At 73.0% G+C, this 26,361-nt stretch carries 27 protein-coding genes and 3 pseudogenes; 9 read left to right on the plus strand and 21 right to left on the minus strand.

Annotation, left to right across the window (positions count from 1 at the left end; translation table 11 throughout):
• Nucleotides 1-40: 40 nt before the first annotated feature.
• Nucleotides 41-391, plus strand: a pseudogene (locus tag LN251_RS30815) (MMPL family transporter); the annotation flags it as partial.
• 21 nt (nt 392-412) lie between these two features.
• Here LN251_RS30815 and LN251_RS30820 read toward each other — a convergent pair.
• From LN251_RS30820 to LN251_RS30830, 3 genes and pseudogenes are all read right to left on the minus strand, one after another.
• On the minus strand, nt 413-1,402 hold the full coding sequence (locus LN251_RS30820; RefSeq protein ID WP_458248199.1) for an alpha-L-rhamnosidase C-terminal domain-containing protein: 990 nt from the start codon (nt 1,400-1,402) through the stop codon (nt 413-415).
• Between the two features lie 82 nt (nt 1,403-1,484).
• Nucleotides 1,485-1,682 (minus strand): annotated as a pseudogene (locus tag LN251_RS30825) (hypothetical protein); the annotation flags it as partial.
• Nucleotides 1,683-2,381: 699 nt separating this feature from the next.
• Nucleotides 2,382-2,837 (minus strand): annotated as a pseudogene (locus LN251_RS30830) (discoidin domain-containing protein); the annotation flags it as partial.
• 115 nt (nt 2,838-2,952) lie between these two features.
• Here LN251_RS30830 and LN251_RS30835 point away from each other — a divergent pair.
• Complete coding sequence (locus LN251_RS30835) at nt 2,953-3,093, plus strand: hypothetical protein (RefSeq protein WP_458247442.1); 141 nt, start codon at nt 2,953-2,955, stop codon at nt 3,091-3,093.
• Nucleotides 3,094-3,248: 155 nt separating this feature from the next.
• Here the strand turns inward: LN251_RS30835 and LN251_RS30840 are convergent, their stop codons facing one another.
• The 3 genes from LN251_RS30840 to LN251_RS30850 form a co-directional block, all read right to left on the minus strand.
• Complete coding sequence (locus LN251_RS30840) at nt 3,249-3,422, minus strand: hypothetical protein (protein ID WP_458247443.1); 174 nt, start codon at nt 3,420-3,422, stop codon at nt 3,249-3,251.
• 34 nt (nt 3,423-3,456) lie between these two features.
• The gene (locus tag LN251_RS30845) at nt 3,457-3,813 is read right to left on the minus strand and encodes a PRC-barrel domain-containing protein (protein ID WP_458248200.1); all 357 of its coding nucleotides are present in this window, start codon (nt 3,811-3,813) and stop codon (nt 3,457-3,459) included.
• A gap of 133 nt (nt 3,814-3,946) precedes the next feature.
• Entirely contained in the window at nt 3,947-4,264 is a 318-nt protein-coding gene (locus LN251_RS30850; RefSeq protein WP_458247444.1) for a hypothetical protein, read from the minus strand.
• Nucleotides 4,265-4,719: 455 nt separating this feature from the next.
• Between LN251_RS30850 and LN251_RS30855 the strand changes: the two genes are divergently transcribed.
• Nucleotides 4,720-5,235 carry a GIY-YIG nuclease family protein gene (locus LN251_RS30855; protein WP_458247445.1) on the plus strand — a complete coding sequence of 172 codons (516 nt, stop codon included), beginning with the start codon at nt 4,720-4,722 and terminating at the stop codon, nt 5,233-5,235.
• Nucleotides 5,236-5,405: 170 nt separating this feature from the next.
• Nucleotides 5,406-7,472 carry a SpoIIE family protein phosphatase gene (locus LN251_RS30860; protein WP_458247446.1) on the plus strand — a complete coding sequence of 689 codons (2,067 nt, stop codon included), beginning with the start codon at nt 5,406-5,408 and terminating at the stop codon, nt 7,470-7,472.
• Nucleotides 7,473-7,520: 48 nt separating this feature from the next.
• Here the strand turns inward: LN251_RS30860 and LN251_RS30865 are convergent, their stop codons facing one another.
• On the minus strand, nt 7,521-8,288 hold the full coding sequence (locus LN251_RS30865; protein ID WP_458247447.1) for a DUF4097 family beta strand repeat-containing protein: 768 nt from the start codon (nt 8,286-8,288) through the stop codon (nt 7,521-7,523).
• Between the two features lie 134 nt (nt 8,289-8,422).
• On the opposite strand from LN251_RS30865, the gene LN251_RS30870 reads away from it, so the two are divergent.
• Nucleotides 8,423-8,632 carry a DUF4177 domain-containing protein gene (locus LN251_RS30870; RefSeq protein WP_200699863.1) on the plus strand — a complete coding sequence of 70 codons (210 nt, stop codon included), beginning with the start codon at nt 8,423-8,425 and terminating at the stop codon, nt 8,630-8,632.
• Between the two features lie 18 nt (nt 8,633-8,650).
• Here the strand turns inward: LN251_RS30870 and LN251_RS30875 are convergent, their stop codons facing one another.
• From LN251_RS30875 to LN251_RS30900, 6 genes are all read right to left on the minus strand, one after another.
• Nucleotides 8,651-9,715 (minus strand): P1 family peptidase, encoded by a 1,065-nt coding sequence (locus tag LN251_RS30875; RefSeq protein ID WP_458247448.1) that lies wholly within the window; start codon nt 9,713-9,715, stop codon nt 8,651-8,653.
• A gap of 49 nt (nt 9,716-9,764) precedes the next feature.
• A complete protein-coding gene (locus tag LN251_RS30880; protein WP_458247449.1) occupies nt 9,765-10,601 on the minus strand; it encodes a lysozyme in 837 nt (278 codons plus the stop codon).
• Between the two features lie 93 nt (nt 10,602-10,694).
• The gene (locus LN251_RS30885; protein WP_458247450.1) at nt 10,695-11,618 is read right to left on the minus strand and encodes a PfkB family carbohydrate kinase; all 924 of its coding nucleotides are present in this window, start codon (nt 11,616-11,618) and stop codon (nt 10,695-10,697) included.
• Between the two features lie 93 nt (nt 11,619-11,711).
• Nucleotides 11,712-12,620, minus strand: coding sequence for a peptidoglycan-binding domain-containing protein (locus LN251_RS30890; RefSeq protein ID WP_458247451.1), 909 nt, complete (start codon nt 12,618-12,620; stop codon nt 11,712-11,714).
• 227 nt (nt 12,621-12,847) lie between these two features.
• Nucleotides 12,848-13,474: a phosphatase PAP2 family protein gene (locus tag LN251_RS30895; RefSeq protein WP_458247452.1), complete on the minus strand. Its 627-nt coding sequence runs from the start codon at nt 13,472-13,474 to the stop codon at nt 12,848-12,850.
• A complete protein-coding gene (locus LN251_RS30900) occupies nt 13,471-14,847 on the minus strand; it encodes a diacylglycerol/lipid kinase family protein (protein ID WP_458247453.1) in 1,377 nt (458 codons plus the stop codon). The genes LN251_RS30895 and LN251_RS30900 overlap by 4 nt, the downstream gene beginning before the upstream one ends.
• Nucleotides 14,848-15,044: 197 nt before the next feature.
• Here LN251_RS30900 and LN251_RS30905 point away from each other — a divergent pair, with 197 nt between their 5' ends.
• Nucleotides 15,045-15,917 (plus strand): SCO6745 family protein, encoded by an 873-nt coding sequence (locus tag LN251_RS30905; protein WP_458247454.1) that lies wholly within the window; start codon nt 15,045-15,047, stop codon nt 15,915-15,917.
• A gap of 523 nt (nt 15,918-16,440) precedes the next feature.
• On the opposite strand, the gene LN251_RS30910 is transcribed toward LN251_RS30905, so the two are convergent.
• Entirely contained in the window at nt 16,441-17,637 is a 1,197-nt protein-coding gene (locus tag LN251_RS30910) for an amidohydrolase (RefSeq protein WP_458248201.1), read from the minus strand.
• Nucleotides 17,638-17,815: 178 nt separating this feature from the next.
• Here LN251_RS30910 and LN251_RS30915 point away from each other — a divergent pair, with 178 nt between their 5' ends.
• Nucleotides 17,816-18,382, plus strand: coding sequence for a hemerythrin domain-containing protein (locus LN251_RS30915; protein WP_458247455.1), 567 nt, complete (start codon nt 17,816-17,818; stop codon nt 18,380-18,382).
• A gap of 78 nt (nt 18,383-18,460) precedes the next feature.
• Here the strand turns inward: LN251_RS30915 and LN251_RS30920 are convergent, their stop codons facing one another.
• The 7 genes from LN251_RS30920 to LN251_RS30950 form a co-directional block, all read right to left on the minus strand.
• Complete coding sequence (locus LN251_RS30920; protein WP_458247456.1) at nt 18,461-18,988, minus strand: hypothetical protein; 528 nt, start codon at nt 18,986-18,988, stop codon at nt 18,461-18,463.
• 198 nt (nt 18,989-19,186) lie between these two features.
• Nucleotides 19,187-19,423 carry a hypothetical protein gene (locus LN251_RS30925; RefSeq protein WP_458247457.1) on the minus strand — a complete coding sequence of 79 codons (237 nt, stop codon included), beginning with the start codon at nt 19,421-19,423 and terminating at the stop codon, nt 19,187-19,189.
• Between the two features lie 63 nt (nt 19,424-19,486).
• Nucleotides 19,487-19,927, minus strand: coding sequence for an Lrp/AsnC family transcriptional regulator (locus LN251_RS30930; protein ID WP_383679131.1), 441 nt, complete (start codon nt 19,925-19,927; stop codon nt 19,487-19,489).
• Nucleotides 19,928-20,009: 82 nt separating this feature from the next.
• The gene (locus LN251_RS30935) at nt 20,010-21,359 is read right to left on the minus strand and encodes a transaminase (RefSeq protein WP_458247458.1); all 1,350 of its coding nucleotides are present in this window, start codon (nt 21,357-21,359) and stop codon (nt 20,010-20,012) included.
• Nucleotides 21,360-21,642: 283 nt separating this feature from the next.
• Nucleotides 21,643-23,175 carry a helix-turn-helix domain-containing protein gene (locus LN251_RS30940; protein ID WP_458247459.1) on the minus strand — a complete coding sequence of 511 codons (1,533 nt, stop codon included), beginning with the start codon at nt 23,173-23,175 and terminating at the stop codon, nt 21,643-21,645.
• A gap of 103 nt (nt 23,176-23,278) precedes the next feature.
• Nucleotides 23,279-24,466, minus strand: coding sequence for a GDSL-type esterase/lipase family protein (locus LN251_RS30945; RefSeq protein WP_458247460.1), 1,188 nt, complete (start codon nt 24,464-24,466; stop codon nt 23,279-23,281).
• 16 nt (nt 24,467-24,482) lie between these two features.
• A complete protein-coding gene (locus LN251_RS30950) occupies nt 24,483-25,061 on the minus strand; it encodes a TetR/AcrR family transcriptional regulator (RefSeq protein ID WP_458247461.1) in 579 nt (192 codons plus the stop codon).
• 72 nt (nt 25,062-25,133) lie between these two features.
• Here LN251_RS30950 and LN251_RS30955 point away from each other — a divergent pair, with 72 nt between their 5' ends.
• Both LN251_RS30955 and LN251_RS30960 read left to right on the plus strand, forming a co-directional pair.
• On the plus strand, nt 25,134-25,628 hold the full coding sequence (locus tag LN251_RS30955; protein WP_458247462.1) for an FBP domain-containing protein: 495 nt from the start codon (nt 25,134-25,136) through the stop codon (nt 25,626-25,628).
• A 9-nt stretch (nt 25,629-25,637) separates the two neighbouring features.
• Complete coding sequence (locus LN251_RS30960; RefSeq protein WP_249837811.1) at nt 25,638-26,258, plus strand: L-threonylcarbamoyladenylate synthase; 621 nt, start codon at nt 25,638-25,640, stop codon at nt 26,256-26,258.
• Nucleotides 26,259-26,361 lie beyond the last annotated feature (103 nt).

Here is a 26,361-nt window from a genome sequence, read left to right on the forward strand (position 1 = left end):
GGCCACCTCCTTGGCCCGGCTGCCCCCGCCGATGTGGGGCGACTACCACGTGTTCGTGGTGTCGCGGATCCGCGAGGCGCACGACTCCGGGCTGCCGACCCGGCAGGCGGTCACCCACGGCATCCGCAGCACGGCCGGCGTGGTGACCAGCGCGGCGGTCATCATGGTGGCGGTGTTCGCCGTACTGGCCACCCTGTCCATGCAGGACTTCAAGCAGATGGGCGTCGGGCTCGGCGTGGCCATCCTGCTCGACGCGACCGTCGTACGGGGCGTGCTGCTGCCGTCGGTGCTGTCGCTGCTGGGCGAACGGACCTGGTACCTGCCCCGTCGGCTGCCGTGGTCGCGGATCGGCTGCCGCGAGACGGACGGGCCGGCTGCGCACACCTCCTGAGCGGCCGAGCCGAGAAAGCGGTCAGCTGTCGCGGTGGGCGGTGAACTCGTGTGTCCCCGGGCCCATTCCACGGATCGTGACACTCGCGTCGATGACACCGACCCCGTCGGATACGGCGTGGCGCCCGTCCCACAGGGTGCGGCCGCCGGACCGCACGGTCAGCCGTCGGCCCTCCCCCGGCAGGACCAGCGTGCCCCGCGTCCCCGTGGGGACGTCGAGTACGACGTGGAAGGTCCGTCCGGAGTTCTCCCAGGCGACCCGCAAAGCGCCGTGGGGAGTGGGCAGTTGGCCCTGCGCCCAGGCCACGTCGCCCGGATGCGGACGCACCTGCCAGGTGGCGTATCCCGGTGAGGTCGGGACCGCCCCCAGCAACTGGTGGGTCAGGGCCGGCAGGACACCGGTGGACCAGCCGTGCGCCATGCTGGTGTAGGCGTCCTCGTACAGGGACCCCCCGGGGCCGACGCCCTCCCAGTGCGTGGTGCCGGGATCGTGCCCGTCCGTCCACCCGTAGGTGCGCCGGATCTGGTCCAGCGCGGAGTCCGTGCGCCCGGTGAGGAAGCGGGCCACGATCTCCGGGTACGACGTGAAGGCGTACACGCGCTGGGCGGCGCCGTCGAAGAGGGTGTCGTTGTCCATGAACGCGTTGCCGTACGGCAGTCGTGTCGTGGCGTCGAGATGGGCGAGGGCCGCCGCCGCGCGCCCGGCGTCGGCTACGCCCGCGGTGACGGCGAGGGCGTTGCCGTCCTGGGCGTGGCGTACCGGACCGGTGGCGGAGTCGAGGTAGGCGCCCGCGTCGGCGTCCCACAGATGCGTGTTGATCGCGCCCGTGACCGCCTCGGCCCGCTGGGTCCAGCGGGCCGCGTCGGACGCGTGGCCCAACAGCCGGGCGAGTCGGGCGGCGTCCCTGAGGGCCTGGATGTACAGGACGTTGTAGTAGGTGACCCGGCCGGTGCGGTTCAGGAAGGCGTAGTCGCCGTATCCGCCGGTGCCGTTGAGCCCCTTGCTGAGCAGCCCGGCCCTCGTCGGTGACGCTCGGGTACCAGGTGTCCAGCACCTTCACCAGGTTCGGGTGGTAGCGCGCCGCGTAGGCCCGGTCGCCGGTGTACAGCACGTAGTCCCAGCTGCAGGTGACCCACCACAGGGGGTAGTCGAACAGGGGGAGGGTGTAGCCGGAGATGGACGCGGGGGGTATCCAGCCGTCGGCGCGCTGGTGGTGGGCCAGATCGGCGAGGACGTTGCGGGCGGCGGCCGCCGCGTCGTCGTGGGTGAGGTACAACGTCCGTGCCGACACGGCCAGATCACCGACGTAGGGGTCGCGGTCGCGTTTCGCCCCGTCGTGCAGGACGAGCCTGCCTTCGAGCGAGGCGCTCCAGGCGCCCCGCGGGTCGACGTCGTCCTGGCGGAAGGTGTCGGTGACGAGCTCGTTGGTGTACGCGGCGCCGTACCAGTAGCGGTTGAGGTCGTCGTCGGAGCAGAGGAACCAACCGCGGTAGGTCGCGGGCGTGCCCCGGTAGGCGGTGAAGTCCAGGCTGACGGAGTCGATCTCGACCGTCCCCCAGGGCTGCGCCGCCGGGGCGTCGGACGGCAGGGCGTCGAGGCTGATCCGCAGGTAGCGGAAGCCGTGCAGGCCGTCGGCGTAGACCTTGTCGCCCGCCTGGAAGCCCTTGTGGTCGGTCCAGTCGGCGCCCTGCGGCGGGACGGCGAACTGGTCGGTTCCCCGGCCCGCGCCGCCGGACTGGTCGGAGCGGGTGAAGTCGGAGCGGTCGGTGAGGAAGCGCAGGGTCTCGGAGAACGCGAGGCGTACCCCCGGCGCGTTGTCGGAGGCGGAGGTGAAGCGGATGCGCGGGTACCCGACGACGACCTTGCCGAAGTCGACCGTGACGGCGGGCGGCGGGGCCGGTGGTTCGACGGGCTCCGGCCACACCTCGTTGATCCTGGTGAACGCCCCGTGAGGAGTGTCCTGGACGGCGGTCACGGTGATGCGTACCCGGCTCGCCAGGACCGCGGCGCGGAAGGGCACCGCCCGCTGGATGACATCGTTGTCGGAGACCGTGGCGGCGGTCGTCCAGATGCCGTCCGCCCCCACCTCGACCGTGAAGGCGGTGGGCACCCCGTCACTGTTGGAGATCACCGTGATCCCGGACAGCTGCCGGGCCTCGGGCAGGGAGATGGTCAGGACGTCGGGGTAGGCGCCCGGGGTGTCGTCGTTCCAGAAGGTGTCGGGATCTCCGTCGACGGCGTTGGTGGCGTCGTAGGTGCGCGGTCGCCCGTCGTTGCCGTTGTTTCCGGCGTGCGTGGTCGACGCCTCGGCCGTGGTACCCGCCGGCCAGCGGGGCGCGGGGGCGGGCTGCGGGCGGTGCAGCACGGTGCCGGCGCCGCCGGGTTTCAGCAGTGCGTCCGGGTGGCGTACGTCGCCGGTGGGGTCGAGGATCCGTTCGGGCCGCACGGTGCGGGATGCGGGCCCGTGGACGTAGCGCTGCCAGCCGGTCCCCGGGCGCGGGGCTCTGACGGCGGCGTCCGCGCCGGGGGCCGCGGCGGCGGGTGCCGTACCCGGCGGACCGATGATCAGGGCTGCGGCCCCGGCGCCCGCCGCGATGACGGTGCGGCGGCGCGGGGCGGGCGGTTCGGCGTTCTCCGACGTGCTGATCGATGTCATGGCACCTCGTCCTGGAAAGCGGCTGCTGCCCCGGACCGCGCATTGAAACGATTCAATACGCTGGGGCAGGGCGACGCTATCCCATGACCCGCAACACGTACAGACACCGCGCAGGCACTCGGTCCCGAGCAGCCCTCGTCGATGCCGGGACCGTCGCCGGTCCCGGCACCGGGACGAAGAGCCGTCCGCCTCGCGCGGTGATCAGCGCGCGATGCGGTGCCTCCTGCCTCCACGGCGGAAGCGCACGGCGACGTAGACGAGATCGGCCAGCAGTACGACCACGCCGATGATCAGCAGGTAGAACAGGCCGTGTGCGGCGAATCCGATGATGCCCAGCACGAGGGCCACGAGGACGAGGAAGAGAAAGAGGCTCATCGGCGCTCCCTGTGGCTTCGGTGGTTCACTGGCGTCAGCGGCGGGCGAGGCGGCGCTCGCCGCCGCTTCCCGGCACGTAGTCGAGTTCGTAGTGCGCGAAGATGTCGGGCTCGTCCGAGGCCGGCAGCTCACCGTCGGTGTCGATGGTCGGGGCCTTCTTCACCACGTCCTTGAGATGGACGATCTTCAGATAGCCCGGACCCACGGTCGCGCCGGGCAGCGGCGCGAAGGCCAGGCGCCGGCGCGTGGGCAGCCCCACGGTCACCGTCGCGAAGAAGGGCTGGTCCGTCGCGGTGTCCACGTAGATCGCCTCCAGGACACCGATCTTGTGTCCGTTCGGGTCGACCACGTCGTGGCCACGCCATTCACGGATGTCGCTTGCCTCGAACATCATCAACCTCCGACTTGGGGGTACCCCCGACTGCGTTCCCGATGTCTTGCCGGACAGGACTCGCTCGACGTCCCGTTCGGCTTTTTGGACCCTCGCCGCCGCCGGCTGTGACGCCGGCCGTCCCGCGCGGGGCTCAGTCGCCGGAGTCGATGCCCGTGATCACCGCCGGTCCGAGCGGCGCGCTGCCCTCGTCGAGCCCGACGGAGTCCAGCGCCGCCTCCGCATAGCGGCGGGCCTCCCGTTCCGCCTCCGGGCCGCTGGGCGCGTCGACGGTGACGCGGACGGTGAAGGTGCCGTCGTCGTTGACGGTGAGGACGTCGAGATCCTCCTCGTTGCCCATGTGCGTGTGGTGCGGGTCCGCCGGGCGCAGGGCCCGGGCGAGTTCGTCCTGTGTCTGCTGCCCGGCGTCGCCGGTGAAGGTCCCCGGCACCGAGATGACGTACGTCGTCACTGTTCTCCTCCCTCGGTCCCTTTCCGTCTACCCCGCTCGGGCGTCAAGATCCCGGGCGTCTGCGCAGTCGCCCGCACGGCGCCGTCTGCGGCCGGGCCCGGCCGCAGCGCCGGGGGTCGCCCCGTACGGCGGGAATCCACAGACCGACCCGGACCGATCGCCCCGCCGCGGATGCGGAGTTCCGCCCACCGTCGCTGCAGCCCACGAGCAGGGCGGCCGGCGCCGTGGCGGCGAGAACGCGCCCCGCGAGAGGCTTCATGCCTCGTGCGCCGCCGGCGGCGCACGAGGAGGACGGCGTCACCGCCTACGACGACGACCGCGGCGGCGCCCCCGCCGATCAGCGCTCAGCGCACCCCCTGGCCCCGACGGTTCCGCCGCGCGACGGCCGCTGTCAGACCTCCGTGAGAGCGTGAGGGGACCGGCACCGTGCGCGTAGAGCCGAGGAGGGCCGCGTCATGGCCGACGTCGATGCGCAGTTCCTGCGCGGCCTGTTCGACGAGGAGGGCAGCCTGCACGCGGGCGGCCGGACGGCGCTGTACCGGCTGTACGGCCTGGAGGGCCTGCTGTACGTCGGGATCTCCGTGGCCCCGCTCACCCGGGTACGCACGCATCTGCGGGAACAGCCGTGGAGATCGCTCGTGGTCGGGATACGGATCGACTACCCGGAGGACGCGGAGGCCGCAGAACGCGAGGCGATGTGGACCGAGCGCCCCAAGTACAACGTGATCTTCAACGGCGTGCGCCCGCCCCCTCCCCCGGACCGCGTCGCCCGGCTGAGGACCGAACTCTCCCTAGAGCGGCGGAGGTTGGCGGAATTCGAGGCGGCCGTGCCCGAGTCGACGACCCATCTGCGGCTGATCACTCGCGGGATCGCGGCGAAGCGGGCCAGGATCGCGAAGCTGCTCGCGCGGATCGAGGAGGCCGAGGCCGCGCGAGCCCAGGTCCCGCAGCAGGTGAGGCGGGTGGAATGACGGGCGTGGGCGGGGTGCCGGGCGGAGCGGTCGGCGGCGGCCGGGACGGGCCGCGGTTTCGCCGTCCGCGGACCGGAGGCAGCATGGAAGTGCCGTTGGTCGGCATCCGGGAGTTTCGGCGTGGCCGGAAAGCAGCGCCTGATTCCGCGGTCGGTGGAGGTGGTGTCCGGATGACAGCCGAATCGTTCCCGCCGGAGGGGGATGCGTACGGCATCGACACGCCCCCACCCACCCGGCTGCTGGACGTCCTGAGCGTGGCCGCGACGGTCGTCGACGCCGACGGACGGATCGTGTTCTGGACTCCGCAGGCCGAGGAACTCTTCGGCTACAGCGCACAGGAGGCGCTCGGGAAGTACGCGGCCCGGCTGTTCATCCACCCCCAGCACCTGAAGGCCGTGGTCAGACTGTTCACGGAGGTCCTGGAGACGGGCCGGAGCTGGGCGGGCGCCTTCCCCATCCGGCACAAGGACGGCAGCACCCGGCTGATGGAGTTCCGCAACATGCGGCTCCAGGACGATCTCGGGGACCTCTACGCCCTGGGCATCGCCGCCGACCACAACCTGCTCCAGCGTGTGGAGACCGATCTGGCGCTGTGCGAGAAGCTGATCGCCCAGTCGCCGATCGGTCTCGCCCTGCTCGACCCCGATCTGCGGCACGTCCTGGTCAACCCGGCGCTGGCGCGCATCGACGGCATGTCCGCCGAGGACCATGTCGGCCGCGGGCTGCGGGAGACCCTGCCGCTGCCCGACATCGACACCATCGAGTCGGCGCTGCGCCGGGTGCTGACCACCGGGATACCGATGCTCGACCAGTACCACGTGGGCCGTCTCTCGGTGGACGCTGAGGACGACCGCGCCTGGTCGCTGTCCTTCTACCGGCTGGAGGACCCCGGCGGGCGGGTCCTGGGCGCGGCCATGTCGGTCGTCGACGTCACCGAACGGCACCGTGCGGCGGCCGAGGCCGACCGGGCCCGGCGGCGGCTCGCGCTGATCGCCGACGCCTCCGTGCGCGTCGGCACCACACTGGAGGTGGAGGAGACGGCCCGGGAACTGGCCGAGATCACGGTGCCCCAGCTCGCCGACGTGGTCGCCGTGGACATCCTCGACTCCGCGCTGGCCTGCCGCCGCTCACGCGTGCCCGACGACGGCCCCGAGCTCTTCCGCGCCCTCGCGCTGAAGGCGGCCCATCCGTCCGAGGCGCTGCGCGCGGCCGACCCCCCGGGCGGACTCGCCGCCTACGACGGGGACCGGCTGGTCACGCTGTGCGTGCACTCCGGCCGCCCGGTGCTGGTGCGGCACGTCGACGCCCAGGATTTGCCGCGCATCGCCCGGGACGCGGAGGCCGGGTCGCTCCTGGCGCGCGCCGGAGTCCACTCGTACCTCGCGGTGCCGCTGATCGCCCATGGCGAGGTGATCGGTGCGCTCGACCTCAAGCGCACCAGCAATCCGATCCCCTTCGACGAGGACGACGTCGTCCTCGCCACCGAACTGGCCGGACGCGCGGCCGTGGCCATCGACAACGCCCGCTGGTTCCAGAGCGTGCGCAACACCGCCCTCACCCTGCAGCGCAGCCTCCTGCCCGACCATCCGCCGGAGCACTCGGGCCTGGAGCTCGCCTCCCGCTACCAGCCCGCGCAGGCCACCAGTGAGGTCGGCGGCGACTGGTACGACGTCATTCCGCTGAGCGACGACAAGACCGCCCTGGTCGTCGGGGACGTCATGGGCAACGGCATCGACGCGGCCGCCACCATGGGCCGGCTGCGCACCGCCACCTGCGCCTACGCCGACCTCGATCTCGCCCCCGCCGACGTACTCCAGCACCTCGACAAGATCACCTGCGATCTGGAGCACTACATCGTCACCTGTCTCTACGCCGTCTACGACCCCCGCACGCGGCTGTGCCACCTCGCCAACGCCGGGCACATGCCACCCGCGATCGCCCACCCCGGCCGCTCCCCGGAACTCCTCGACCTGCCCTCCGGCGCGCCGCTCGGCGTCGGCGGCGTCCCCTTCGAGGCCACCACCGTCCGGCTCGACCCCGGTGACCTGCTGGTGCTCTACACGGACGGACTCGTCGAGACCCGGCAGCACCCCATCGACGACCGGCTCGACGTGCTGCTGGGCTTCCTCGACGAGCCCCAGCGCCCCCTGGAGGAGACCTGCGACCTCCTGCTCTACGGCCTGCGCCACCCCGACGACCACGACGATGTCGCCCTGCTGATCGCGCGGGCCGTCTAGGCGCGAAGTGGCCGTGGCAAGGCGGCAGTTGCAGCCGGCCGCGCCGGTTCAGCCGAGGCGGGCCTCGACGTCCCCGTTGACCGTGGTCAGGGTCATGTCGGGGCCCCGGTTCCCCTTGCTGGCCGGGACGTTCGTGGTGGCGCGGCCGTTGTCGGTGTCCGCCGTGACCCGGTAGGCGGGAGCGTCGTGGGGGACAGTGACGTCGACCGAGCCGTTGGTGGTCGTCGCCGTCACGCTCGACGGTGCCGTGGCGCAGGCGAGGACCACGTCCCCGTTGGTGGTCGCAGCCCGTACGCGTGCGGCGTCGAGACCCGTCACACGTACGGAGCCGTTGCGGGTGGCCAGCCGCACGGGCGCGTCCGCGCGTCCTGAACGGGTCACCGTCATGTCGCCGTCGACGGTCGTCAGGTCCAGTGCGGCGGCGACGCCCGCGGCGTCGATGCCGGCGTTGCGGGCGCTGACGGTGACGCTCAGGCCGTCCGGCACCCGCACAGCGGGCATGCGCGGACACGAGCCGTCGGCGGTCCCCTTCCCGTCGCGGCACGACAGGTCCAGGGTCCAGGTGCGGCCCCGGTGGGACCACTCGGCGTGGACGCGGTCGTCGACGGTGACCCGGTGGCCGTCGGTGGGGCGCAGCCGTAGCCCGTTGTCGGTGGTCACCACGAGACGGCCGCCCGGTACGCCCGTGGCGGGAGGCTGCGCCGTCGCGAGAGCGGGGGACGCGGCGTCTCCGTGGCCGCCGCACGCCGCGGCGGCCGGGAGCACGGTCAGCGTGAGGGCCAGGGACAGGACCCGCCTTGTCGTCGTCGCCTTCATGTGCGTACGACTGCCCCCGCATCGCCCCGTCATGGCCGGCACCCGCGGCGCAGGCCCGCGTCCCACCGTGATTGGCTTGGCCCCGTCACCGCGACCGATCCGCGGTTCCGGAGAGACAGAAGGACGTTGCAGCCATGAGTCAGGCGTACGAGTACAAGGTCGTCACCTTCCGGGAGTCGCTCATCGGCGACGCGCTGGACAGCGACAAGCTGGAGAAGACGCTCAACAAGCAGGCGGAGGACGGCTGGCAGCTGAAGGCCATCACCTCCGCCGACGTCAAGGGCCGCATCGGCCCCGGGGCCGTCGAGGGCCTGCTCCTCACCTTCGAACGGCCTCGCGCGTAACCGACGGGTCCGCGGCGGTCATCGCCGCAACAGATCGAGCAGCGCCGCCGCGGGCAGGGGATGGCGGATGTCTCCACACGGGCCCGTCGTCGTCCTGGCGGTCAGCAGTGAGTTCAGGACGGCCTCCTCCACCGCGTCGAGCACCGCGGTGAACAGGGGGTCGAGACCGTCGTCCGGTACGGCGGCGGGGCCGGCCGGCATGCCCGGCGGACGGGTGCCGAACGCGAGGCCGTAGTCGCCGCTGCCGTGGCCGTACGCGGCGCCGACCCTGGCCAGGGCGTACACCGCCCGCCGGGCGAGCCGGGTCAACTGGCGTGCGTCCAGGGGCGCGTCGGTCGCCGCGACGATCATGCAGGAGCCCTGCGCCGGGCCGGGTTGCGGGGCCGGGAGGCCGACGTCGGCGGGGGTGACGGGGCGGCCTGCGACGCGCAGCGTCCCGTCGAAGTTCGCCTGCACCAGGACGCCGAGGGTGGCGCGTCGGCCGGCGAGCGGCACCTGGCGGGAGGAGGTGCCGATGCCGGCCTTGAAGCCGAGGGCGACCGTGCCGGTGCCCGCGCCGACGCATCCCTCGGCGACCGGCCCGTCGGCGGCGGTGTCGAGCGCGGCACGGACATGTTCCTCGCGCACCGGGCGGGAGCGGACATCGGACAGCAGACCGTCGTTGCACTCCCCCACCACCGGGTTCAGGCTGCGGACCGCCGCCCCTTCGGGCCGTCGCAGCATCCAGCCGACCAGCGCGTCGGCGACCCGGAAGGCGGAGAGGGTCGAGGTGAGCAGGATCGGCGTCTCCAGGGCGCCGAGTTCGACGATCTGCGTGGTGCCGAGCAGCTTGCCGTAGCCGTTGCCCGCGAACACGCCGGCCGGTAGCGGGCTGCCCGGGCCGACACCGTCGGGCACGATCGCGGTCACGCCGCTGTGCACGCGCGGCGGCTGCTCCAGCGTCGTGTGGCCGACACGGACGCCGGGCACGTCCGTGAGCGCGTTGTGCGGCCCGACGGGCAAGCCGCCCACCCCCAGCCCGAGTTCACAGGCCCTGCGCGGGAGAGGGGGTGACGGGGGCGGATCCGGTGCGGGCACGCGCATGACCGGCACCCTAGCGCCGCCGCCCGGCACCCGTGCGGCACGACGCCGCTCAGTCGTCGACGAACTGCCGCAGCTTGTCGGCGGAGCCGTTGAACTTGTCGTGGTCGCCGACCGTCTGCCCCGACGAGGTGTACTGCCACATCGTGTACGACGACCAGCCCGCCGGCAGCTCCCCGACGGTCGAGGCGTACCGGGCGACCCACAGGGGGTTGGATCCGAAGCCGGTGTAGTCGCCGGTGCAGCTGGACCACCAGGAGGTGGAGGTGTAGACGACGGCGTCGCGGCCGGTGCGGGAGCGGTAGCGGTTCAGGAAGTCCCGGATCCACGAGACCATGCCGCTCTTCGACTTGCCGTAGCAGGAGTCGCCGTAGGGGTTCCACTCGATGTCGAGGGCTCCGGGCAGGGTGCGTCCGCCGCCGGACCAGCCGCCGCCGTGGTCGACGAAGTAGTCGGCCTGTGCGGTGCCGCTGCCGGAGTCGGGGGTGGCGAAGTGGTAGGCGCCGCGGATCATGCCGGTGTCGTGGGCGCCGCCGTACTGCTGGTCGAAGTAGGGGTTCCGGTAGGACGTGCCTTCCGTGGCCTTGGTGTAGGCCCATGTGACGCCGCTGCTCCACAAGGTGGACCAGGAGACCTCGCGCTGGTGGCTGGAGACGTCGACACCCTCGGTGTGGACGGCTCGCGTCATGGGGGGCGAGCCGTCGGGGCCGCCGGCGAATCCGTCGTGGGCCATGATGCCCATGCCCATGTAGGCGGTGCCGCGCTCGGGTATGGACTCGGCGGAGGCCGGGGTGGCCGTCAGGGCGGACGAGAGGGCGAGGAGGCCGGTCAGGGAGGCGACGAGGCGCCGGCGTGCGCGGCCGTGCTGAGCGGATATGGATCTTCGCATGTCATCCATCTGACCCTCGGTGGCCCGGTACCGCACGTCACGTACGCCCTGGCGGGGCAGGTCTCCCTCTCGCCGGCGCGGGCCGCCCGGCGTTCAGCCGTCCCGCAGCCACGCCCGCGTGCCGAAGGACGCGCAGGCCCGCGCGGCCGTGGCGGCCGCGGCGCGCAGCGCCTCGACGAACCTCTCCGCCGTGATCGGGCCCGGCAGCGCGAGGTGATGGGCGAGGGCGCCGTGCAGGACGTCGCCCGCGCCCAGGGTGTCCACGACACGGACCCGGGGCACGTCCACCGTGCCCCCGCCGTCGGGGCCTTCCCACACGAGGGGCTCCGCTCCCCCGCTGACCGCCGCCCAGGCGACGCCGTGCTCCCGCAGGAACCGCAGGGTGTCCGCCGGTGTGCCGGCCCCGGGCGGCCGGAAGTCGGACGAGCAGACGGCCACGTCGATCGACGACAGCAGCGCCGGCGTGCCCTCCTTCCAACTGCCGCCGTCGAGGAGGGTGGTGCGGCCGGTCTCCCGGGCCCGGCGGGCGGTGGCCACGGCCAGTTCCATGTGGTGGCCGTCGAACTCGACGACATCGCTGCCGGCCAGCAGCGCGTCGAGGTCGTCGGGCGGCGCGAGACGGTGGCCGGCGGCGTTGGTGGAGGCGACCGCCCGGTCCCCGGTCGACGCGGTCACCAGGACGGACGACACCGCGGGCGGCTCGGACGAGTCGGCCGCCAGGTCGGACACGGTCACGCCGAGCCGGAGCAGGTCCGCCGCGACACCGGCCCCCAGCGGATGGGCTCCGACGGCCGTCAGCAGCGTGGCGGAGCCGCCGAGATGATGGAAGGTCACGGCCGCGTTCGTGGCCGGACCGCCGGCCACGACCTCCTGTTGACGGGCCGTCACCTTCTCGTTGGGGCCCGGCGCGTGATCGACGAGCTGGATGACGTCCAGCGTGCACAGCCCGACGAACAGCCCCGCCGGACGCCTCTCGCCACCGGCTCCGCCCACCAGCACCTCCTGCCGCCCGGACACGGCGTCAGTGTACGAAGCGGCGCCGGGCCGGAGCCGGGGACGACACCCCGGGCGACGGAGCCGAGGGGCGGGCGCCGTCGCCGGCCGGGGCGGTCACGGCTCCTTGGTCTCCGATTCGAGTGAGGCCCGGGTCGCCGAGCCGTAGACGCCGGGGTCGTCCTGGAGGATGACGCGGGTGAACTGGTAGCCGCGGACCGCGTTCTCCACGTCGCTGTCGAACGTGCCGTCGGCGGGGCCGTCGTAGTAGCCGACCTGCCGCAGCCGCAGTTGGAGTTCCACGACTTCCGGGCCCTTGTCGCCGAGGCGGAGGACGGGTGGGCGGCCGCCGGACCGGGTCGGCGCGGGGGCTGCGGTGGCGGTGGCGGTAGCCGTGGGTGTTCCGCTCGGGGTGCCCGACCCGGTGGGGGTGGCCGGGCCGTCGCTCACGGTGGCGCTCGGCGATGAACTCGGCGTCGTGGACGGCCCCGCCGAGGACGCCGTGGCCGACGGCCTCCCGGAAGCCGGACCGCTCGCCGAGGGCCGCTGGTCCGGCAGGCCCGCCCGTACGCCGTCCGCCACGGAGTCCTTCCGCGCGGGGCTGTCGTACCAGAAGATGCCTCCGACGACTCCGCCCGTCACCAGGACGGCCGCCGCGGCGCCCACGCCCGTGACCAGCAGCGCCCGGGACCGTCGGCGACGGGCCGGGGGCGCGTCGCCCGACGACGGCGGGAACGGCTCCGTCGGCTCGTCATCTGCCGTGATCAGGTCGTCGAACTCTCCCGGAATGCCGGGGTGCTGAGCGGTTCCGTCGGCGCCGGACCCGTCGGCCGGTCCGGCCACGACGTCGATCTCGACGTACGGCCGGATGCGCACCGGGTCGAAGTCCTCCGCGGCCGCCGCCTCGACCGTGCGCGTCTCGCTGCGGACGTCGGCGGCGCGGAGCGTGCAGGAGCAGGTCGGAGTGCCGTCCGCCGCCCGGGGTTCGCCGCACTCGGGGCAGCCGGGACCCGCCTGTTCACTCACACGTGCATCCTCTCCGTACCGGCTCCAGATCCTAGACAGGATTCCCACACGGAATCTTCAAGATCTCCCGGAACTCGGAAGCGGAGCGTCCGCGGGGGCGAAATACGGCCATGGCGCGAAGGCCCCGACAGGGCCTGCGGTCCGCGCGGGCACGGCGATACCGCAGGACTGCCGCGTCGACGGGCGGTGAGTGACGGTTAAACCTTTGGCCAGAACTTGCCCCTGGGTTATTTCCGGGATGCCTTGAACGGCGCGAGCGCAGACGGGCGGATGTCGCTGAGCCCGTCCCAGCGGGCGGCCGTCAGGACCGCGGACGCGGCACCGGTTCCGAGCACGGCGCCGGCGATGACGTCGCCCGGGTAGTGCACTCCGGTGTGCACGCGCGAGTAGCCCACGGCGCAGGCCAGCAGGCCGAGGGGCACGGTGGCGGCCGGGAACGCGGTGCCCACGGCGGCGGCGAAGGCGACCGCCGAGGCCGTGTGACCGGAGGGGAAGGATGCGGACTCCGGCATGGGCACGTGCCGTCCGGGGAACGGCGAGTCCTCGGCGCGATGCGGGCGCGGACGCCGTACCAGACGCTTGCCGAGCAGGTTGGCCGTCGCCGAGGCGACACCGATCGCCGCGACCCCGAGGGCGGCGGCGCGGCGCGAGCTGCCCGGCCACAGGGCCAGGGCTCCGGCGACCGCGAACGAGATCTTGGAGTGGTCGGCCGCCGCGGACAGCCGCCGCAGGGCGACGTCCAGCGTGGGCGTGCTGGTGACCGTCACGGCCTCGTAGAGCGCCTGGTCGAGGGCGGCGAGATCGTGCAACAGGCCTCGCGGCACTCGTTGTTCGCGCGGCGGGCAGTCGGTCATCGCTGTGCTCCTGGTTCCTTTTCGCGTGGGTCGGGGGTTCGGTCGAAGGCGAGGCGCACCACCCGTCGCCAGTCGACGGACGGTGCGATGTACGGGGCACCGGGGCGGTGCCTGGGCACACGTACCCGCAGAGCGCCCGGCCGCACCCGGCACACCACCGGTGAGGGCAGGGTGAGCGCCTCTCCGTCCACGGCCACCGGGATGAGTTCGTCGTCGGACTCGATCACGACCCGGCGGGACGTCAGCGAGGTGATGCCGCTGGCCCGCTCACCGCGCAGGGCGAGTTCGGCGGCGCGTGCCGCGCTCTCCACCCGCACCGCGATCACTCCGAGACTGCCGGCGTCGAGCCGCGGCCTGCGGCCGACACCGAGCGGATCGGCCCGGGCGTAGGGGTTGTTGCTGACGAGCACGGCCTGCGGGGCCTCCACGACCTCGTCGTCCGTCCGGGCGGTCAGCGGGGCCGCCGCGTCGCCGGTCAGCAGGTCCGGCAGCTGCTCGAGCGCCGTGGCCGCCTTGGCGTCCCGGTACTCCGGGCTCTGCACGATCTGCGCGTACGTACCGAACGAGGCCGTGTTGACGAACGGCAGGCCGCCCACCTCCCCCAGGTCGACGCGGAGCTCCACCCCGTCGGTCAGGGCGTCCAGGCTCTTCCCCGGATCGTCGCGGTCCAGGCCGAGGTCCATGGCGAAGTGGTTGCGGGTCCCGGCGGCCACGACCACGAACGGCAGCCCGTGTTCCGCGGCCACGCTCGCCACCAGGGCCTGGGTGCCGTCGCCGCCCGCCGCGCCGAGCAGGTCGGCGCCCTCGGCGACCGCCTCACGGGCCAGCGCCGCGGGGTCGGGGGCGGTGTCGAGGTCGAGGAGGATCACCCGGGCGCCCAGCGCCTCGGCCCGTTCCACCAGGCCGAACTGACCGACTTTTCCGCCGCCCGAACGCGGGTTCATGATGAACACGGCGCGCCGGAAGGGCCGGGCCGAGCGGTGGCGCATGCCGTGCGGTGAGCGCAGCCGCCGCAGGGCGCTTCTGGCGCAGGCCACCGCGGTGGTCCATGCCGCGACGGCGGCCACGGCCACCACCCACAGGCCCGAGACCGCGTACAGCACGAGGACGCCGATCGGCGCACCGATCGCCAGCAGGGCGCCGAACAGACGGGCCAGTCCGCGGTGTGCCAGGGCCCACCACAGGCCCGCGCCGGCCAGGGCGAGCCCGGCCAGGCCCAGCAGGAGGATCAACCACTGGCCGGCTCCGGCCAGCACGGCCGCGACGGCGCCGCCCACGCAGAGCAGGGCGAACCGGGCCAGGGCGCGCGCCGACAGGGGTGTTCTGCCGGAGCCGTCCGGCTCCGCCGCACTCGTCGTTCGGGTCGCGTTCAATGTCGATTCCCGTCACGGCTGGATCGGACAGTCGTCGTCGAGCGGGTGAATGGCCTGCACCGCGAAGTGGATCAAGAATACAGGCCGGGCGTTTCCGCCACGAGGCTATCCCGATTCCAGGAACCGCTTGTTATGACGGCTGTCATGACAGATGCTGCCTCCTGAGCGGGCGACCGGGCGAGCGGGAGGAAGCTGGGATGGTGACGCAGGCGGCACGGGCCATGTGGGGGCGGTACGAGCCGGTCCACGATCTCGTGTACTTCGCGCCCGAGGCCCGCCAGGCCGCGGACGGACTCGGGATGCGCGGGTTCTGGATGGGCTACTTCGCGCTGCGCGCGGCACCCTTGGGGCCGGTGTCCGCCCCGGTCGTCACCGCGTGCTTCTACGTCTTCCACCCCGACCGGGTCGCGCGGGCCCTGCCGGACGCCTGGCGGTACGCCGCTCCGGGCGACGTCCTCGACGCACGGGAAGAGGCGATGGACGCGGCCATGACGCGCCTGCTCGGCACCGACGTCGTCTCCTCCGCGTTCATGACGGAGGCGGCGGAACTGGCGTGGCGGGCAGCCGAGGCCGCGGACACGGCAGGCCGGCCGCTGGCCGCCGCCAACCAGGCCCTCGACCGGCCCCGGCGACCCCACACGAGGCTCTGGCAGGCCCTGACCACGCTGCGGGAGCACCGCGGCGACGGGCATGTCGCCACCCTGGTCGGCCACGGCGTCGCCCCCGTGGAGGCGATGGTGCTCAAGGCGGCCGCCGGGGAGTCCGACGCGGCGCTGCTGCGGGAGGGCCGCAAGTGGGACCCGGCGGACTGGCGAGCGGCCGAGGCGCAGCTGCGGGAGCGGGGCTGGCTCGACGAGGCCGGAGCCCTGACCCCCGCGGGTGTCACCGGGCGCGCGGCGATCGAGGCGCAGACCGACGCGGTGGCCGAGGCGCCGTGGAGGGCACTGGGCCAGGACGGCACCGCCCGCCTGGCCGACCTGCTCGACCCGCTGGCAACCACGGTCGCCACGTCCGGCCTCCTCCCGCACGGCAACCCGGTCGGGGTCACCCGCGCGGGGGCGGGTGGGTGAGGCCCGCACCGCCGTGGCCTGCCACAGCGCCATCGCGCGGCAGCAACGGCAAACCCGGCCGAGCCGACGGCGCGTGAGCGACGGCGAGGCCACACCGCCGCGCCCTACAGCAGCGCCATCACGCGGCAGCGACCTCAACCCCGCCGAACCGACAGCGCATAAGCGACGGCGAGGCCGCACCGCCGCGCCCTACAGCAGCGCCATCACGCGGCAGCGACCTCAACCCCGCCGAACCGACAGCGCATAAGCGACGGCGAGGCCACACCACCGCGCCCGACAGCAGCGCCATCACGCGGCAACCCGGCCGGGGCCGACGGCGCGTGAGCGACCAGAGGGGCGACGACGGCACGCCGGCCGCGGAGCGCACGCGTGCCACAGCCCCACCCACCGCAACACGGTGACCGGCCGCAGAACGCACGCGTACCTGGGCAGCGCCTACGCTTCGGACCCGCTCGCCTCGGCAAAGGGCACCCGCGACGCCCCGGTCACCGTGGCCCGGCACCGCTCGTAGCCTCTGCGCCGCTCACCCCACTGGCGCGACGGTGTGGCGTTCGTGTTCGGACCAGGCTCGGTCGCGCAGGTCCGGGGAGAGCAGGAGTTCCACCGCCGTGCAGGCGAGCGCCTCCGTGGCCGCCAGCATCACGCGGCGGCCTCGGTCGGACGCCGCTGCGGCCGCGAACTCGGGGGTGTGGTCGGAGCCGTCCTCGTCCATGACGGCGACGAAGGGGTGGATCGCGGGGACGCGGCCGCTGACGTTGCCGATATCGGAGGAGCCCAGGAACACGCCGGGCTGCGGAGGCGTGAGGTCGATGCCCGCATGGGACAGGTGGTGGGCGAACCGCCCGGACAGGACGCCGCTGTCGCGGAAGTGCTCGTAGCGGGGCGTGGCGCGCTCGACCGTGACGGTCGTGTCGGTCGCCCGGGCCACCCCGTGCGCGCAGGTCAGCAGCTCGCCCGCGAGGTCCTCCAGACCGGCGGTCGTCGCGGCGCGCAGCCCGAAGAGCCCTTCGGCGTATTCGGGAACGATGTTCGTCGCCCGGCCGCCGTCGGTGATGATGCCCTGGACGTGCGAGCCCTGCGGCAGCCGCCGCTCGACGACCGCGAGGGTGTTGAACAGCTGGATGAGCGCGGCGAGGGCGTCGATGCCCTCGGTCGGGTTGCCGGTGGGGTGCGCGGCGCGCCCGTGGAAGCCGACGCGGTACTGCGCCTGGGCGGTCAGCGGCGCCCACCGCCAGTCGTGGACCCCCGGATGGAACATCAGCGCGGCGTCGAGGTCGTCGAAGACGCCCGCGTCGGTCTCGATGACCTTGCCGCCCCCGCCCTCCTCGGCGGGTGTCCCGACGGCCCACACGGTGCCGTCCCCGTCGCCCAGCACGGCCCGGGCCGCGAGGGCGGCTCCGAGACCGGCGGCGGCGATGAGGTTGTGGCCGCAGGCGTGCCCGAGCCCGGGCAGGGCGTCGTACTCGAGCAGCAGGGCGACGGCGGGCCGCCGGGGCGTGCCCGACCGGGCGGCGAACGCGGTGGGCAGACCGGCCAGGTCGCGCTCGACGGTGAACCCCTCCCGTTCGAGTTCTCCGCTCAGCAACTCGGCCGCCCGGTGTTCCGCGAACGCGTACTCGGGATCGCCGTGCAGCGTCCGTGCCGTCTCCCACAGCCGGTCCGCCCGTACGGCCACCTCGCCCGCCACTCGTCCGACCGCCTCGTCCACAGCGTGCCCCACGTCGGCCTCCCCTTCGCCCTCCGCGTCGATGTCGTGGAGCCGGGTTCCAAGGAGGAGGGACACCACACCAAGAGCACCGCTTCGGAAGCGGTGCGTTAGCTCGCCGGACGCCAGGGCACTCGATGGCCGTGGCGGATCCGGACCGGGAGCCGCCACTTCCTGGCTGGAGGTGAAGAGCATGGGACACGGCGGAAACGTCATCGACGAGCTGATGACCGACCATCGCGAGGTCGAGGAGATCTTCGGCCGGATCGAGGCCCTGCCGATGGGACACAAGGACCGCAAGGTGTACGCCGATCAGGCCACGATGGAGCTCATTCGGCACTCGGTCGCCGAGGAGGAGTACCTCTACCCGGCCGTGCGCGAGCACGTCGCGGGCGGGAACGCCATCGCGGACAAGGAGATCGAGGACCACTCCGAGGCCGAGCAGCTCATGAAGGACCTGGAGAGCTGCGAGGCGGACCACGGTGAGTTCGACCGGCTCATCGGGAAGCTGATGACGGAGGTCCGTTCTCACATCGCCGACGAGGAGCAGAACCTGTTCCCGAAGTTGCGTGCAGCGTGTCCTCCGGAGGCGCTGGACAAGCTCGGCGACAAGATCCGTCAGGCCAAGAAGATGGCGCCGACCCGGCCCCACCCCTCCGCACCGGACACCCCTCCGGCGAACAAGCTTCTGGCGCCGGGCGCGGGCCTGGTCGACCGGATGCGCGACGCGCTCAGCGGCCGCGGCAAGCTCGACCACTGACGCACGCCGCGCCGCGTCACACCCGTGGGGGCCCGCCGAGCATACGGCGGGCCCCCACGGGTGTGCGTTTCCGCCCCGTCAGGCGATGAGGGCCCGGCCGGGCTTGAGCAGGTCCATGAGCTGGTCCTGGTGGAGCGAGGCGACGGGAGCGAGCAGATCGGGGTGGCGCAGGAGGGCCGCGGCACGCCGGTCGGTGGCGTCGGGCGCGAGGAGGCGGCGGAAGCGGACCGGTGTGCCGGTGGTGTGACCGCCCTCGGCGAGCGCGGTCACCGCGAGGCGGGCCAGCTCCGGGTCGGTCAGCAGCGCGGCCGCCCAGCTCGCCACGACCTCGTCGACCCAGGTGCGCCAGGCGTGCGCGTCGTCGCCGGAGTGCGTGCCGGCGTCGGCGCCCGTGATCCAGTCGAGCCGGCCGGATCCGCCGGGCCCGGCGATGCCGACGAGCGCGGCGTCCGTCGCGGTCGGGTAGCGCAGCCACGCGGCGACCGTCACCGCCTGGCGTGCCTGTACCTCGCAGAGCGCGGAGGCGAGCGCGCCGCCGCTCGCCGGGTAGGCGCGCGTGAGCCATTCCGCGGTCGCGGCGATGAGCGGGGAGAGGTCAGTGAGCACTGCTGGCCGTCCGTACTGCGAGGGAGCTGTGCGAAGACGGTAACCTCCGGCCCCGCCGCGACGACATGCCTCTCGGCCGCCAGGACGCGTGGGATCTGCCACACCCGCGCCGGCCGGCTCCCCTGCCGGACACCGGACGCGTCGAAGGCCCGGCGCCGTGGCGTGCACGGCGTCCGGGCCCGGTGCGGGCGGCGTCGATCAGCCGCCGTTGAGGCGTGCGCGCAGCAGGTTCTTGCCGAGTTCGGCGCCCTTGCGGCTGTCCGCCTGCGCCTTGCGGAACAGGTCGGCCACCTCGCTGTCCTTCTCGCGCTCGGCGTCCTGGATGTAGTTCTCCAGGCGCAGGGCGTTGCTCAGGCACGCCTCGACGTACCAGATGAGGTTGTAGTCCTTGTCCGGCGTACCGGTCACGCCGCCGGTCTCCGTGCTGCTGGTCATCAGAACCCTCCTCCAGCGGTTGTCGTTCCGGAGAGGTCCGAGTACCCGTCCCACGCCGGGCAATCAGCCGACGTCCCAGAGGAATCGGTGCGTGTGGATGCCGAAGTACGGGAACGACTGGATCTGCCGGACGCCCTCGACGGGCCGTACGACGTCGTTGACGAAGTCGAGGAGTTCGCGCGGGCCGGGTGCGACGACCTCGGCGAACAGGTCGAAGCCGCCGGAGGTCAGCACCGCGTAGACGACCTCCTCCCGCCGGGCGAGTTCGTCGGCGACCGCGCGCGGGTCGCCGTCGACGGCGATGCCGAGCAGGGCCATGGCCTGCCCGCCCATGGACATCGGGTCGGTGACGCCCACGACTTGGACGGTCTTGGTGTCCAGCAGCCGCTGCAGGCGCTGGCGGGCCGCCGACGCGGACAGGCCGACCTTGGGGCCGAGGTCGGCGTAGGCGATACGGCCGTCGGTCTGCAGTTCGCGCAGGATGGCCCGGTCGATCTCGTCCACGTTCCTCGTTCTCCCTCGTCCGGTCGGCTCGTCCGACCCTATCCGCGGCGGCTCGTGGCGCCGGTCGGCCCGTGCACGTCCTTCAGGACATCAGTTCTGCCAGCGCGGCGGCGAAGTGCTCGGTGTGGGTGTCGACGTCCTGCTCGGTGGTGTCGGGGCACATGAGGGCCATGTTGTGGAACGGCGTCAGGAGGATGCCCCGGTTGGCCAGGTAGAGGTGGAGGAAGTCCTCCAGGACGGCGTCGGCGGCGGCCGCGGACTCGGTGCCGGTGCGCGGCGCCGGGGAGGCGAAGCGGTACTCGGTGCGGGCGCCGAGGCGGCTGACCGTCCAGGGCAGGCCGTGGGCGTCGATGCCCGCGCGGACGCCCGCCTCGAAACGTTCGGAGAGCTTCGACATGTGGGCGAACGCGTCGTCCGTCAGGACGTGTTCGAGGGTGGCCCGCATCGCGGCCACCGACAGGGCGTTGCCTGCGAGGGTGCCGCCGACGCCGCCCATGTCGATCAGGTCGAGGTCGGTACGGCCCAGCAGCCGGTCGGCGAGCTCGGCGGACAGGCCGTAGGCGCCGGCCGGGATGCCGCCGCCGATCGCCTTGCCGATGGTGAGCAGGTCCGGGTCCAGGCCCCAGGCCGCGGTGCAGCCGCCGGGGCCGGCGGAGAAAGTGTGGGTCTCGTCGTTGATCAGCAGGGTGCCGTGACGGCGGGTCAGCTCGCGGACGCCTTCGAGGTATCCGGGCTCGGGCAGCACGATGCCGATGTTGGTCAGGGCCGGTTCCATGAGAACGGCGGCCACGTCGCCGTGGGCGAGTTCGCGCTCCAGCTGCTCCAGGTCGTTGAACTCGGCGACGCGGCTGGTGAGGGTGACGTCGCACGGGGCGCCGACGTTGCCGGGGCGGGCCTCTCCCCGGCCGTCGGGGCCGACCACGATGAGGGACTCGTCGACGCTGCCGTGGTAGCTGTAGCTGTTGAAGAGGATCTTGGGGCGTCCGGTGACGGCGCGGGCGAGCCGGATCGCCCATCGGTTGGCGTCGGTCGCCGTCAGCGAGAAGCTCCAGCGGGCCAGTCCGAAGCGGCGGGTCAGCTCCGCGCCGACCCACTCGGCGTCCTCCGTCGGCAGCATCGCGGTGGCGCCGCCCAGGTCGGTGAACCGGTGCTGGACGGCGTCGGCCACGGCCGCCGGCGAGTGCCCGGTCATCGCGCCCGTGTCGCCGAGGCAGAAGTCGATGTACTCGTGCCCGTCGATGTCCGTGACCCGGGCGCCCCGGGCGGCCGCCAGATAGCGCGGGAAGGAGCCGGCGGTCTTGTTCATCCACGTCATCGGCACCCGTCCGAAGAGGTGGTCGGCGCGCCCGTAGGCGTCCTTCGAACGCGGGCAGCGGCGTACGGCCTCCGCCGTCTCGCGGGCCAGCAGGTCCTGCAGGCGGGAGCGGTCCATGGTTCACCTCGGGGCGTGGGCGCGAACAGTCGAACAATCGGACCGTACGACAGAAAAAGCGGCGAGGACAAGACCTGGCGAAGGATTCACGCGTCGCGACGATCGAATCATGCGCTACAAATGCGGTACACAACGTTGGAGAGACAGTGCTCGCACCGGCCCGGAAACGCACGAAGGGCGCGACCAGTCCCCCGTCCCGGTCGCGCCCTGCTGTCTGCCGAACTTACGTGACCTGCGGATCCGTCCGGTACCGCGTCCGTGCCCGCTGCGAGCACCGCGAGGCTCACCCGTGCACAGGTGAGCCCGAATGGCCCCGCTTCGTACCGTGGAGGGGCGGCTCGTCCAGGTCGCCGAGCGCGAGGTGGGCGAGGACGACCTCGTAGAGGTCGCTGCCGCCGGTCAGGAGCTGGCGTTCGAGGACGCATTCCGCGCTGCGCACATGGTCGCGGACGGTCTGCGCGTGCATGCCGAGGCACTGGGCCGCCCGCTCGGCGTTGGCTCCGGACGCGATCCAGGTGCGCAGGGTGCGCCGCAGGTCGCGGGCGTCCGTCTCCAGGCGGGTGAGCAGGTCGTGGGCCCAGGTGCGCAGTGCCGGGCCGGCGAGCAGGTCGCCGAGCCGGGCTCGGTCGGCCTCGGCGGGGTCGGGCCGGCGGTCGTCGTCGGCCAGGCCGACCTGGGTGTTGAGCGCAAGGTGGACCACGGCGCGGGCGGTGAGGTCGGAGAAGTCCGCGTCCAGCAGCGCCTCGACGCGCTCCATGCGGGCGCGGACGGTGTTGCGGCTGACGCCGAGGACCTTGGCGGCGCTCACGGCGGTGAACTCCAGGCCGAGCCGGGAGGTGGCCAGCAGCTCGGCACGGGTGTGGTGGGTCAGGGCGTCGAGCGGTTCCAGCAGCGAGGCGGTCCACACACGCAGCACGGAGGGGTCCATCAGGCGTTCGGGGTGGGTGCGTTCGGCGTAGACGGCCTGTTTGTCGGGGCGGAAGCGGGCCACGGCGAGCGCGCTGACGGCCTGTCCGTACGCGGTGGCGGTGCGGGCGAGGCTCTGCGGTGCGCTGCCGCCCAGGAGCAGGCCGGGCCTTCGCGCCGTGAGGGAGCGCAGGGCGTCGGCGGCGTCGTCGTGCGGGGCCAGGACGATCACGTGGGCGTCCATCGCGGGGCAGCGCACCACCAACGCCCGCTCCCGGGTGGCGTCGAGACACTCCTCGGCGATGTGGTCGCGTTCCCCCACGTCGCCTTCCAGGACGTAGACGCACGCGGTGTCCGTGTCGAGCAGGCCGGGCCACAGACCGGCGGCCACGCGGCGCGCGGAGACGGTGTCCTCCACCATCAGCAGTTGCAGGATGGCCAGACGCAGGTCGGAGGTGGCCCGCCGGAGCCGCCGCGCCGCCTGCGTCGTCTCGCGTGCCCGGAGCAGGAGTGCGAGAACCTGTGCGGTGTGGGTGACGATGTCCGAGGCCCGCCGGTCGAAGGGGCTCGTGCGGGACACCGCCAGGACGCCGGAGGTGCCGGGGTGGGGCAGCCCCACGCCGACCAGACGCAGGTGGCGGCCGGGGTCGCCCCAGGCGGCGGAGGCGATGCGGCCCGCGGTGATGTCGGTGACCAGGTCGGGGTCGAGCGGGACCGGTGTTCCGGCGAGGAGGGTGCCGTCGCCGTCGTACAGGCAGGCGGCCCCCCGCACGGTTCGGGCGAGCCATTCGACGACCCGGTGCACATCGCGCCCGCCGGGCCGCGTCAGCTCCAGCAGTTCCCGCGCCCAGGAGGCGTCGGCGGCGCCCGTCGTCCGCGCGGGACGGGCGTCGTCCGTCGGGCCAGTCATGTCGCCCTTCTCCTCGTGCATCGCATCGGCCTCGGCATGTCGCGGGGACGTTACCCCACGAGTGCCCGAGCGCCGTATGCGCACCGTCCCGCCGCGCCGGAATTCAGGAACCGCCGCTCTTGCCGAAGGCGCCGTCCTCGGCGAAGACCAGGTCGGCGAAGCGTTCGCCGATGCGCCGATGGGCGGCCGCGTCCGGGTGGAGGTCGTCGGGCAGGGGCAGTTCGACGTGGTCGGCCTCGCCGTACAGGCTGCGGCCGTCGAGGTGGAAGAGGTGCGGGTCGTCGGCGGCGCGCTGCTCGACGATCCGGGCCAGTTCCTCACGGATGACGGTCAGGGTCAGCTTCCCGCTGTCCCGCTCCGCCGGGTCTCCCGCCGCCTGGAAACGAAGGCGGCCGGCGCTCAGCGCGCTCATGTCCCAGGCGGTGGGACCCGGTGTGTCCTCGTGGATGGGGCACAGGATGGGCGAGACGACCAGCAGGGGCGTGGTGGGGTGGCCCTCGCGGATGGTGTCGAGGAAGCCGTGCACGGCCGGGGTGAAGGCGCGCAGCCGCATCACGTCGGCGTTGACCACGTTGATGCCGAGTTTGACGCTGATCAGGTCCGCGGGTGTGTCGCGCAGGGTGCGGGCGGTGAAGGGGTCGAGGAGGGCGCTGCCGGCCAGGCCCAGGTTGATCAGTTCCACACCGGCTAGCGAGGCGGCGAGGGCGGGCCAGGTGGTGGTGGGGCTCGCGGCGTCGGAGCCGTGGCTGATCGAACTGCCGTGGTGGAGCCAGACCTTGCGGCCGTGGTCGGGCGCGGATTCGACGGGAGCGTTCGTGCGCAGGGCCACGAGCCTGGTGGTCTCGTTGTGCGGGAGCCAGATCTCGATGTCCTTGAGGCGGTCGGGCAGGTCCGTGAAGCGGAGGGTGCCGGGCTCGCCGGATCGCAGTTCGGTGCCGCCCGTGCTCATGTCGATGGTGACGGTGTCGCCGCCCGCCACGGATGCCTGACCGGCCGGGCGGCCGTCGACGAGGAGGTCATAGAGGCCGTCGGGGCGGGCCGGCGCGCCGGTGTAGGCGCGTTTGAGGGGCAGGGCGTCGAGTTCGACGGCGGTGGCCCGGGTGCGGAAGACCAACCGGACCCCGGAGGGCTGGGACTCCGCCATCGCCAGCTGCCCGTCGTCGTACTGGTCCCGGGCCCAGGCGGGCAGCCGGTGCGGCAGCAGACCGCGCTCCGTGTGCTCCACGTCGATCGCGCCGCGCAGCAGTTCGGCGGTGACGGGCGTGGTGATCCAGTCGTGCTCGGTGTCCATGTCCTCAGCCTGTCGATCAAGGGGTGGGGGTGGCGGGCCAGTTGCGCAGCAGAACGTCGAGGGCGTCCAGGACGCGCGTCCAGGACTCCTCGGAGGCGGGGGCGCTGTGACTGAAGCCGCCGGCGGTCTCCAGACTCGAATAACCGTGGAAGACGCTGCCCAAAAGCCGTACGGCGTGCGTCTGTTCCGGTTCAGCGAGGTCGTAGCCGCGCAGGATCGCCCGTGTCATGCGGGCGTGGCGGACGCCCGCGCTCGCGGCGGCCGTCTCCGGGTCGAGGGGGAAGCGGGCCGCCGTCGCGCGCCCGGGGTGTTCGCGGCCGTAGTCGCGGTAGGCGTTGGCGAAGGCCACCAGGGCGTCCTTGCCCGCCCGGCCGGCCACCGCGTCGGCCGCCCGGTCGGCGAGTTCCTCCAGGGCGAACAGGGCGATGCGGGTCTTGAGGTCCTGGGAGTTCCTTACGTGCGAGTACAGGCTCGCGACCTTCACGTCGAAGCGCCGGGCCACCTCCGAGACGGTCACCTGCTCGAACCCGACTTCGTCGGCGAGCTCCGCTCCCGCCCGGACCACGCGTTCCGTGGTCAGCCCCACACGTCCCATGATCAGCCCTCTTCCCTCGCCTGCATCGATTATGCGTTTGCCTAAAAGCTTTAGGCAAATTAGCGTGGCCTTATGGAACCGCTGACCGAGCAAGAGATCCGCGCCGCCTTCGTGAACTGCACCAAGGGCGAGGCGAAGCGGCTGCACGTACCGCGCGACCTGGCCGACCGCCCGTGGGACGACCTGGACTACCTCGGCTGGCGCGACCCCCAGGCGCCCGACCGCGCCTACCTGGCCGCCGCACTGGACGCGCGCCCCGTGGCCGTCGTGCTGCGCACCTCCTCCGCGGGCTCGTGGCAGGCGCGGCGCAGCATGTGCTCGATATGCCTGACCGTCCATTCCGGCGGCGTGTCGCTGATTGTCGCGCCGAAGGCGGGCAAAGCCGGGCAGCAGGGCAACTCGGTCGGCGCCTACCTCTGCGACGACCTCGCCTGCTCGCTGTACGTGCGCGGCCGGAAGGACGCGGGTGCCGGCGCGCGGATGCACGAGACGATCACGCTGGAGGAGAAGATCCGCCGCACCGTGGCGAACCTCGCCGCGTTCGTCGCCAAGGTGCGCACGGCATAAGCTCAGCGGATGGCGAAGTACTACGACGTGCACCCCGACAACCCCCAGCCGCGCACCATCTCGCAGGTCGCGGAGAGCATCCGGTCGGGTGCGCTCATCGCGTACCCGACCGACTCCTGCTACGCGCTCGGCTGCCGGCTCGGCAGCCGTGACGGGATCGAGCGGATCCGCACCATCCGCCACCTGGACGACCGGCACCATTTCACCCTGGTGTGCCAGGACTTCGCGCAGCTCGGCCAGTTCGTGCGGATCGACAACGACGTGTTCCGCGCCATCAAGGCGTCGACGCCCGGCAGTTACACCTTCATCCTGCCGGCGACCCGGGAGGTGCCGCGCATGCTGCAGCACCCGAAGAAGAAGACGGTCGGCGTCCGCATCCCCGACCACGTCGTCACCCAGGCCCTGCTGGCCGAGCTCGGCGAACCCCTGCTGTCCAGCACGCTCCTCCTGCCCGACGAGGAGGAGCCGATGACGCAGGGCTGGGAGATCAAGGACCGGCTCGACCATGTGCTCGACGGGGTGGTGGACTCCGGGGAGTGCGGCACCGAACCGACCACCGTCATCGACTTCTCCGGCGGCGAGGCCGAGATCATCCGGCGGGGCGCCGGCGACGTCACCCGGTTCGAATAGGGCGCTCCGCTTCGGCCGGGGGTCCTGTCGGCCAGGTCGGTGGTGCGTGCAACGATGGCCGGGCCCGGCCCGTGGGCCGGACAGTTGGCCGTCGCCGAGCACG

The sequence above is a fragment of the Streptomyces sp. MAI_2237 genome, assembly GCF_054189285.1.

Bases quoted from the DNA above. Each gene is read 5' to 3' on its own strand.
- LN251_RS30855 (WP_458247445.1), top strand. From the start codon at position 4,720: ATGGCCGACGTCGATGCGCAGTTCCTGCGCGGCCTGTTCGACGAGGAG.
- LN251_RS30895 (WP_458247452.1), bottom strand. From the start codon at position 13,474: ATGACCGACTGCCCGCCGCGCGAACAACGAGTGCCGCGAGGCCTGTTG.
- LN251_RS30865 (WP_458247447.1), bottom strand. From the start codon at position 8,288: ATGAAGGCGACGACGACAAGGCGGGTCCTGTCCCTGGCCCTCACGCTG.
- LN251_RS30860 (WP_458247446.1), top strand. From the start codon at position 5,406: ATGACAGCCGAATCGTTCCCGCCGGAGGGGGATGCGTACGGCATCGAC.
- LN251_RS30840 (WP_458247443.1), bottom strand. From the start codon at position 3,422: ATGAGCCTCTTTCTCTTCCTCGTCCTCGTGGCCCTCGTGCTGGGCATC.
- LN251_RS30870 (WP_200699863.1), top strand. From the start codon at position 8,423: ATGAGTCAGGCGTACGAGTACAAGGTCGTCACCTTCCGGGAGTCGCTC.
- LN251_RS30880 (WP_458247449.1), bottom strand. From the start codon at position 10,601: ATGCGAAGATCCATATCCGCTCAGCACGGCCGCGCACGCCGGCGCCTC.
- LN251_RS30875 (WP_458247448.1), bottom strand. From the start codon at position 9,715: ATGCGCGTGCCCGCACCGGATCCGCCCCCGTCACCCCCTCTCCCGCGC.
- LN251_RS30935 (WP_458247458.1), bottom strand. From the start codon at position 21,359: ATGGACCGCTCCCGCCTGCAGGACCTGCTGGCCCGCGAGACGGCGGAG.
- LN251_RS30835 (WP_458247442.1), top strand. From the start codon at position 2,953: ATGATCAGGGCTGCGGCCCCGGCGCCCGCCGCGATGACGGTGCGGCGG.
- LN251_RS30960 (WP_249837811.1), top strand. From the start codon at position 25,638: ATGGCGAAGTACTACGACGTGCACCCCGACAACCCCCAGCCGCGCACC.
- LN251_RS30905 (WP_458247454.1), top strand. From the start codon at position 15,045: ATGGTGACGCAGGCGGCACGGGCCATGTGGGGGCGGTACGAGCCGGTC.
- LN251_RS30945 (WP_458247460.1), bottom strand. From the start codon at position 24,466: ATGGACACCGAGCACGACTGGATCACCACGCCCGTCACCGCCGAACTG.
- LN251_RS30915 (WP_458247455.1), top strand. From the start codon at position 17,816: ATGGGACACGGCGGAAACGTCATCGACGAGCTGATGACCGACCATCGC.
- LN251_RS30955 (WP_458247462.1), top strand. From the start codon at position 25,134: ATGGAACCGCTGACCGAGCAAGAGATCCGCGCCGCCTTCGTGAACTGC.
- LN251_RS30950 (WP_458247461.1), bottom strand. From the start codon at position 25,061: ATGGGACGTGTGGGGCTGACCACGGAACGCGTGGTCCGGGCGGGAGCG.
- LN251_RS30925 (WP_458247457.1), bottom strand. From the start codon at position 19,423: ATGACCAGCAGCACGGAGACCGGCGGCGTGACCGGTACGCCGGACAAG.
- LN251_RS30845 (WP_458248200.1), bottom strand. From the start codon at position 3,813: ATGTTCGAGGCAAGCGACATCCGTGAATGGCGTGGCCACGACGTGGTC.
- LN251_RS30940 (WP_458247459.1), bottom strand. From the start codon at position 23,175: ATGACTGGCCCGACGGACGACGCCCGTCCCGCGCGGACGACGGGCGCC.